We start from the raw sequence: 7723 nt of genomic DNA, 5'->3' as shown, positions 1-7723 counted from the left end.
GTGGGCGCCAGCCCACCACTTCGCAAGACTCGATGCGACTAGATCAGAGATCCTGCTGCGAAATCTGACGCCGCAGCAGCTCGTTCTCGAAGGCCATGCCGACCTGGGCGGTGGCCAGCTCGAGGATCTCGATGTCCTCGATGGGGCGATCCACGTCGCCGTTGTCGGTGTAGATGATGGAGATCACCCGCTGGGCTCCGAGCACCGGGAAGACCACCACCTGGCCGGTGAGGGGACGGCCCAGCACCCGCCGCAGCACGTCCGGCAACTCCGCCTCGTCGAAATCGACGGTGCTCGCCTCGCCGCTGTGCAGGCTGTCGATGAGCATGCTGGGCTCGTCCAGCTCCAGGCGCAGACCGCGGGTGAGCTCCGCCAGCGGCCGGTCGCCGGTACCCATGCCGAAGGCGCCCAGGGCCTGCAGGCAATCGTGGCGCACCAGGAAGAGCACCGCCCGCTCCACCGACTCCGAAATGATGTGCATCAAATTGAGCGCGACGGTGGCGGAGAGCAGGCCGGAGCGCAGATCGCCGAAGACCCGCCGCAGCCGCGCCACGCCAGCCCCCTCCTGCTGTGGAGGAGCACCGGCGGGGCTGTGACCGATGGTCGCCAGCTGCTTCTGGCTCTGCATGACGTTGAGGATGCAGGCGACCATGGCATCCTCTTCCGCCGGGAGCGCCGCCAAGGCACCGGCACCGTAGACCTGAGACACCGGCACCACCCGATCCACCAGCGCCAGAATCGACGCGCCGGGGCAGCGGTCGTGGAGAGCTCCGATGTCGTCCAGGGTCGCCTGGCCTTCCCGCAGATCCACCAGAACGATGGGCTGGAGGAAGCCCTTCTGGGTTTGGCCGGCGTCCTCCAGGGAGCGGCGCTCGACCCGCTCCACCGACTCCGGCACCGCCGCCGCGAGACGATCGGTGAGGTCCTCGTCGGAGGAGACCAGGTGCACCAGGTGCCGCTTGCGGAGCTTGCGCGGCTTCGGGGGCTGGACCTGTCCATCGCCAACGGGTCCATCGCTGATCGCCCCGGCGGCGGACTCCGGCCACCCGGCCATGGAGTCGTCTTCGAGATCCGCGTCCTCCACCGCCCTGCCGACGGCAGCCCAGGATTCGTCCGGATCCTTCGACGCGCCGGGGATGGGATGGGTGTCGTCGGAAGTGTCCTTGGCGGGCTCGCTGGGGGCGTGACCGGTGCGGTTGCGCTCGTCGAAGATGCGCGCCGCCTCCAGCAGCACCATCTGGGTGTTCATGTCGGTGCCGGGCACCAGATCGCCGGGGAAGAGAGCGATCTCATCCACCGGCCGCAGATCGTCGATGGCGAATTCGAAGCTGCCCGAATCCCATTGCACCAGCTCGGAAATGGTCTTCTCGATCTGATCCGAGACCGCCTGGCGCAGCGCCTCTTCCTCCAGCTCGCCGCTGGCGATGAGCATCTGCCCCAGCGAGCGCGGCGGGTCGGCGTCATGCTGCGCCTCGATGGCTCGGTCCAGCGCCTCGCGCTCGAGGATGCCCGAGGCCACCAACATGTCCCCGAGCTTGGGCATGCCCGGTCCGCGGGCGCTTACCAGGCGCCCTTGATGAAAGCCGATCATCCCCTGGTGCTCGCCGCTGTTGAGCACCAGTGTGCCGGTGCGGCGCCCCAGGTGGATGAACTGCATGACGTCTGCTACGGAGACGTCTTCCAGGCTACCCGAGATACTCATGGTCGAAGATTCATTGGCTCGTTGCGGAGGGTGGAGACGGTGGGCGAAGCCGGGGAAGGAACCGGCCTCATTCGCCTTGCGCCAGCTTCACCAGGCTCTCCAGAGTACGCAGCTTGCGATCCTTGGTTGCGAACAGGCGCGCGGCGAAGAGCGCGATCGCGGCGTGGGCCGAGAGCAAGTCGAGGAGATCCCGGTCCTCGGCCCGCAGCACCGGCTTGTGATCCAACAGCTTGAGCAGCACCAGGGCCCCGACGATCTCGTCTTCCACCCGTAGAGGAACCGCCGCCAAAGCCCGCGAGCCCTTCTCCGGGCCGATGCGCAGCACGCCGTCTTCCAGGGTCGCATCCACCATGGCGTCGCCCCCCAGATACCGTCCGCCGCTATACAACCCGTCGGAGCCCAGGTGCTCGCCGGTAGCCAGGGCCACCTCGCACTCCGAGCCCGACCCCTTGCGCAGCAGCAGAACGAAGTGCTCGGCGCCCAGGAGATTGATGGCGATCTCGGCGATAGTCTCCTGAACCTCTTCCGGATCGAGGGTGGCGTGCAGCTGGAAGGTAGCCACGTAAAGATTCATCAGCCGGCCGGCGTGGTGCTCCGAGTCCACCAAGCGCGAAGAAAGTTCTTGGATATCGCCTTCCGCCAGCTCCAACCGCTGTTGCAGCTCCACCACCTTGTCGTTGGCCGCCAGTCCGACGGAAGAGTCCGAGGATGCCCGCAGGTTCTCCTCCAGGCGGCCGACGAGACCGGACGCCTGCTCCAGCACGCCGCGCAGCTGACCGATCATCTCGGCGCTGGTCGACGGAGCCATGGCTCCGGTTCCTGGTCCTTCCTGACTCGGTTCACGCACGCGGCAGCTGCCTCACTCTGGTGAATCTGCGGTTCCTGCGGTACCAACCGGCGTTCCTGGGGTCAGCGGAGAGCTCGACCAGAATCCGAGATCGAGTCGAGCCACCTCACCCACTCTCACCGGAAGACTCCCGGACATGCTTTGTCCCCACCGCCGGTTCGGTCCAGCCTTTTTCGGCGGAAAGGCGCAATTTGGCCGAGAGAAAGAAGTCTAGACCACCGCCCTTACGCTTTCAAGCGACGGGACGCCCAAAAGCGCCTCAACCGGGGATCTTGGCGCCCTCGGTGGCACCCTCGGTGGCCGTCGGCTCCGAGGTGAAGACCACCCGGTTGCGCCCCCCCTGCTTGGCCTTGTAGAGGCGACTATCGGCCACCACCAGAGCGTCTTGGATCTGCGCCGCGTCCTGGGGCCAGACGGCGACGCCGATGCTGACGGTCATGCTCGCGGTCTCTTCGACGCCGCGCAGCTCCAGCCGCAGCTCTTCGACGGAACGGCGCAGGGCCTCGAAGCGCTCCCAAGCCAGGTTCGAGCCCATGCCCGGCAGAATCACCGCAAATTCCTCGCCGCCGTAACGGGTGACCACGTCGGAGGCCCGGAACGAGCGCAGCAGCAGCTCCGCGAGGGCCCGCAAGGCCCGGTCCCCTCCCTCGTGACCGTGGGTGTCGTTGAAGCTCTTGAAATGGTCGACGTCGATCATCGCCAGGCTCACCGGCTGGTCGAGGCGCTCGGAGCGCTCCGCCTCTTCCTGCAGCCGGACATCGAAAACGCCCCGATTGAGCAGGCCGGTAAGACGATCGCGCATGGAGAGGGTGGTCGCCTCCCGCGCCCGCACCACCGCCGTCACCGCCAACCACGAGGCGGCCAGCAGCAGCACCACTCGGCCCACCTGATCCTCGAGGTTGAAGCGGCCGAACTCCGGCGAGCCTTGGAGCAGCCGGGCCCCCCAGCCAACGTAGGCCGAGACGATGACCGCAACGTATTGAAGCGTCGCCAACAAACCCGTGAGCACGCAGATGCGAGCGTCATAACGCAGGCTGGTGGCGCCGATGGCGAGAAAGTAGAAGGGATAGACGAGGGTGCTATTGGTCGCCGCCAGAGGCAGATCGAGGATCAGGAAGACCGCCAGCGCGCCGCTCACCAGCGAGACGTCGATCATGCTGCTGACGAAGCCGATCCACGCGCGCCCCCAATGCCGCTGCACCGCCGAGTAGACCAGCAGCGCCTCCACCAATGCCCCCACCACGAAGGCCAGTACCGGGGTGAGATTGCCCGAGCCCGGCAGTAGATCCAGCCGGTGGACTCCCAGCGGCACGTAGATCAAGAGCACCGCGATGAGCAGCCGGACCCCGGCGATGAGGTACTCGCCGGTGAATCCAGCGTCGGCGAGCTGCGGATCCGGCCGTTTCCACACCCGTTCCCAGGCCCGCTCCGAGGCCGCCTGGGCGGCGTAGTCCCCCTCTTCGGCCAGCGGCAGCGAGACCTCCGGCAACGAGGAGCCGACGGAGCTCGTGGGCAAGGATCGGCCGTCCTCTACTTCCAACGGCGGGTCGGCCGGCGAGGCATGAGAGTCCATGGTCTGCCGAACATGTCATAGCTGGGCGCAGAAGGCCAAGGCCCCGGCCCTGCGGACCTTCTCCGGCCACCGGCGCCGCACCAGCCCGCGCCGGAGATTACGGCCAGAGGATCGAGCTTCAGGGATCCGAGCCCCCGACCACCCGCGACCAGGACTCGGCGCTCCCGACCTCGAAGGAATCGGTGAACACCGCCTGCACCGGCACGAAGTCGAGGTCGTCCCAAACAGCTTCGAAGCCCGGCGCGGTGCGCGCTTCGAGAACGAACTCGACGCGCGCCGAGACCGCCCCGGAAGGCGCCTGGACCCGGCCGTGGAGACGGCTCCAGGAAACCTCCAGGGAACGCGACTCCGCCACCGCCTCACCGAGGAATGAGCCCGCGCATTGGGCGTCGCCATAGAAGCTGGTGCGGGCCTCCTCCACCACCTCCCCCGTGGCCGCCGTCAGCAGACGCGCCCAGCCCTCCTGGCGATACTCGCTGCCGGCCTCCACCGCCAGGCATTGGGAGAGCACCACCTGCTCGCCGGGCCCTCCCTGGTAGCGCACCTCGGCGGTCCCGGAATCGAGATCTCCGCGCCGATCCCATCGGCCGTGGGTCACCGAGGAAGATTCCGGCAGCAGCTGGCTCCAAGCCTCCAGGCCACCATCGAAGCCCGGATCCACCAGGAAGCCCACCACGTTGGCCGGCAGGTTGCCCAGATCCGCGTCGATCCCCGCCGTGGTCTGCCCCACCGTCACCGTCACATCGGTGCCGTCCTCCACCGCCGCCACATCGTCGTAGTACTCGGCGTCGACGACCTGAGTGCTACCGAGGGAACGGCCGGTGAAGAAAATCCGGTAAGTGCCCGCGGGGAGCCCCGCCAGCCGATAGGCGCTCTGGTCGTAGACAAAGGTCGACTTGTACGGCTGCCACTGGCTGCCGTCGAAGATCAGAGCGGTGATGGTGAAGAGCTGTGAGGAGGTGCCGCCATTGCGAGTCAGACCGCCGGAGATGGCTCCAGCGGGCTCCAGAGCGGCATCGATGCCGGCGGTGAAGGCGCCCAGGGACACGGCCACCGGCGTCGCCAGATCCGGCCGCACCACCCCGTCGTAGTACTCGTTGGCGTAGGAACCGTCGGTCGAGCGGAAACGCACCAGGTAGTCCCCCGCGGGTAGAAAGCCGCCCAGGGTGTACGTGCCGTCGGCGGCGGTGAGGGTTTCGCATCCGGCGACGAAGTCCAGACTGTCGGCGCGCACGCAACTCACCTCGATCCCCTCTACCGGCAAGCTCGTCCCCTCTTCCGTCACCACCCCCTGCACGCCGCCGCCGCCGGGGCCGGAGCCACTGCCGTCCAAAGCCGCATCGATGCCCGTCACCGGTGCGCCGGAGACCTGCACCGGCGTCGCCCGCTGCAGGCTGTCGACGTCGTCATAGAACTCCGCCGGATAGGTCCCGGAGGGATCCTCGAAGCGCACGTAATAAACCCCCGAAAAGAGCAGGTCGAGGGTGTAAGCACCGCTGGCGTCGGTGATCGCGGAGCGGCTGAGGAGCTCCAGGTCGTGGTCGTAAAACGTGACCGAGATGCCTTCCAGCGCTCCTCCCACACCGTCCGTCACGATCCCGGAGATGGCGCCGCCGGGGCCCTCTCCCAGCTCCGCGTCGATGCCGGTGGTGAGCTGGCCGGCGATCACCGGAACGTCGGTACCCAGCTCGATGAGCTCCACGTCGTCGTAGAACTCGGCGAAGCGGGGGCCGGTCCAGCTGCCACCGCTGAAGCCCACGCGGTACGTCCCCGGCGGCAGCCCGGTGATGCGGTACTGCGCCTCGCGGAGCGAGAAGTCGGATCCCACGGGCTGCCATTGGTTGCCGTCGAAACTGAAGGCGGTGGCGGTGGACAGACTGAAGGGCTGGCCGAAGGGATTGAGAATGGTCCCGGCAATGCCACCGCCCTGGCGCAAGGCGGCGTCGATGCCCTGGGTCGCCAAACCGTCGGCCAGCACCACCGGGGTGGCGAACTCGGCGCTCGGCACGTCGTTGTAATACTCCGTCACCCACTCTCCCACCGGCGATCGGAAGCGCACGACGTAGCTGCCCGCCGGCAGCCCCCGCAGCCGGAAGAAGCCAGCGGAGTCGGTGAGGGCTCGAGTGCTGGCATAGCCCGGCTCGTGAGACTCCACCCCCGCCGTGGAAGCCTGCACCTCGATACCCAAGACCGGTGCACCGGAGAGCTCGTCGCTGACGGTTCCCTCCAAGGTGCCCGGGAGACTGCCCGCCGGCGCCGCGGTGAGGGCAGCGTCGATCCCGGTGACGGCGGCGTTGTCCACCACCGGCACCGGCGAGGGCAACTCCAGCGTCTGATAGCGGAACAGGGGATCGAAGACTTCCACGGTGTAGGCCTCCGGCCACAGGCCGCCGACGGTGAAGCTGCCGTCGGCAGCGGTGGTGGCCACCTGGTCCCAGAGCACCCGCCCACGGCGGTCGGAGAGATACACCGCCGCGTCCGCCACCGGCAGGCCGCTGGCGGCGTCGGTGACCGTCCCCGCCACGCTGCCGGTGGCCAGGTCCCCCACCACGACGTCGAAATTCTCCAGCTCGGTGCCCACGGCGATGACCACGTCGGTGCCGGCACCGAGAGTGAGCTGATCGTCGAAGACCTCGAACCCCGGATCGTCCGGCAGCAAGAAGGAGCCCGCCTCGAAACGCAGGCGGTAGGGGCCGGGCGCCAGCCGCAGGGAGTAGCCCTCCTCGTAGTAGTCCGTCTCGGCGCTACCCGCCAGCTCCCAACCACCGGCGCCGTCCGGCAGGTAGGCCAGCACCCGCGCGAAGTCGTAGGCCCGACCGTAGGGATCGACGATGGAGCCGCTGAGGGTCCCTCCCGGAGGCAGCCCCAGAACGCCGCTGACGGGCTCGGTGGTAGCCCCGGCGGTCACCGCCACCGGCGTCGCCGTTGCGGCGCTGTCGGCGTCGTCGTAGTACGAGCTGTATTGATCCAGCCCCTGGCGGCCGGTGAAGAGCACCAGGTAGCTACCGGTGGGCAGTCCGCCCACTTCCCAGGCACCGGTGACCGGATCCGGCTGGTCGAGGAAGAGCACCTCGGGCTCCGCTTCGTCGGTGTACACGAAGACCTGAGCCACTTCCAAGGGGCGCCCCGCAGGATCGAGCACCGTGCCGGCGATGCGCCCCGCCGGCTGCAGCTCCTCATCCACCGTCACCACCCCACCGGCCACCACGATATCCATCGCGTCGTCCAGGTCGGTTGCCTCGTCGTAATACTCGAAAGCCCAATTCTGAGCCCAGTCCCGAAAGCTGAGGCGATAGTCCCCATCGGCGACGGCGGCAAAGCCATAGCTACCATCGGCGGCGGTGTACTGCCATGCCACCACCCTCCAGCCGTGGCTGCCCGCCTGGTAGAGGGCCACCTCGACATCCGCCAGCGGCTGACCCGTGGGACCGGTCACCGTGCCTTCGACGCCACCGCTTTGAGCCCAGACCGGCGATGGGGCCAGCGAGGCGATAAGAGTGAGAAGCGGGAGGAGAGTGCGGAGGAGGAATGGGCGGCGCAGCATGAGGGCCCTCCTTGCGGCCTAGAAAGTTGTACTTGCAGGGCCCTCAGAGTACGCCAC

General features: G+C 68.0%; 4 protein-coding genes. All 4 read right to left on the bottom strand.

Annotated features, from left to right (window positions below; translation table 11 throughout):
* Positions 1-43 precede the first annotated feature (43 nt).
* The 4 genes from SX243_11560 to SX243_11545 all read right to left on the bottom strand — a co-directional run bounded on the left by SX243_11560 (position 44) and on the right by SX243_11545 (position 7666).
* On the bottom strand, positions 44-1702 hold the full coding sequence (locus SX243_11560; GenBank protein MDY7093596.1) for a DUF4388 domain-containing protein: 1659 nt from the start codon (positions 1700-1702) through the stop codon (positions 44-46).
* A 67-nt stretch (positions 1703-1769) separates the two neighbouring features.
* Positions 1770-2510: a GAF domain-containing protein gene (locus SX243_11555; GenBank protein MDY7093595.1), complete on the bottom strand. Its 741-nt coding sequence runs from the start codon at positions 2508-2510 to the stop codon at positions 1770-1772.
* A 298-nt stretch (positions 2511-2808) separates the two neighbouring features.
* On the bottom strand, positions 2809-4065 hold the full coding sequence (locus SX243_11550) for a GGDEF domain-containing protein (GenBank protein ID MDY7093594.1): 1257 nt from the start codon (positions 4063-4065) through the stop codon (positions 2809-2811).
* Positions 4066-4240: 175 nt separating this feature from the next.
* Positions 4241-7666, bottom strand: a complete 3426-nt coding sequence (locus SX243_11545; GenBank protein ID MDY7093593.1) for a carboxypeptidase-like regulatory domain-containing protein — start codon at positions 7664-7666, stop codon at positions 4241-4243.
* Positions 7667-7723 lie beyond the last annotated feature (57 nt).

Source organism: Acidobacteriota bacterium (genome assembly GCA_034211275.1).
Taxonomy (GTDB): domain Bacteria; phylum Acidobacteriota; class Thermoanaerobaculia; order Multivoradales; family JAHZIX01; genus JAGQSE01.
The sequence above is the reverse complement of the archived record's forward strand: the minus strand, read 5'-3'. Positions and strand labels throughout refer to the sequence as shown.

Excerpts from the sequence above, each read along its gene's own strand:
- SX243_11545 (MDY7093593.1), bottom strand. The coding sequence starts at position 7,666 with ATGCTGCGCCGCCCATTCCTCCTCCGCACTCTCCTCCCGCTTCTCACT.
- SX243_11555 (MDY7093595.1), bottom strand. The coding sequence starts at position 2,510 with ATGGCTCCGTCGACCAGCGCCGAGATGATCGGTCAGCTGCGCGGCGTG.
- SX243_11560 (MDY7093596.1), bottom strand. The coding sequence starts at position 1,702 with ATGAGTATCTCGGGTAGCCTGGAAGACGTCTCCGTAGCAGACGTCATG.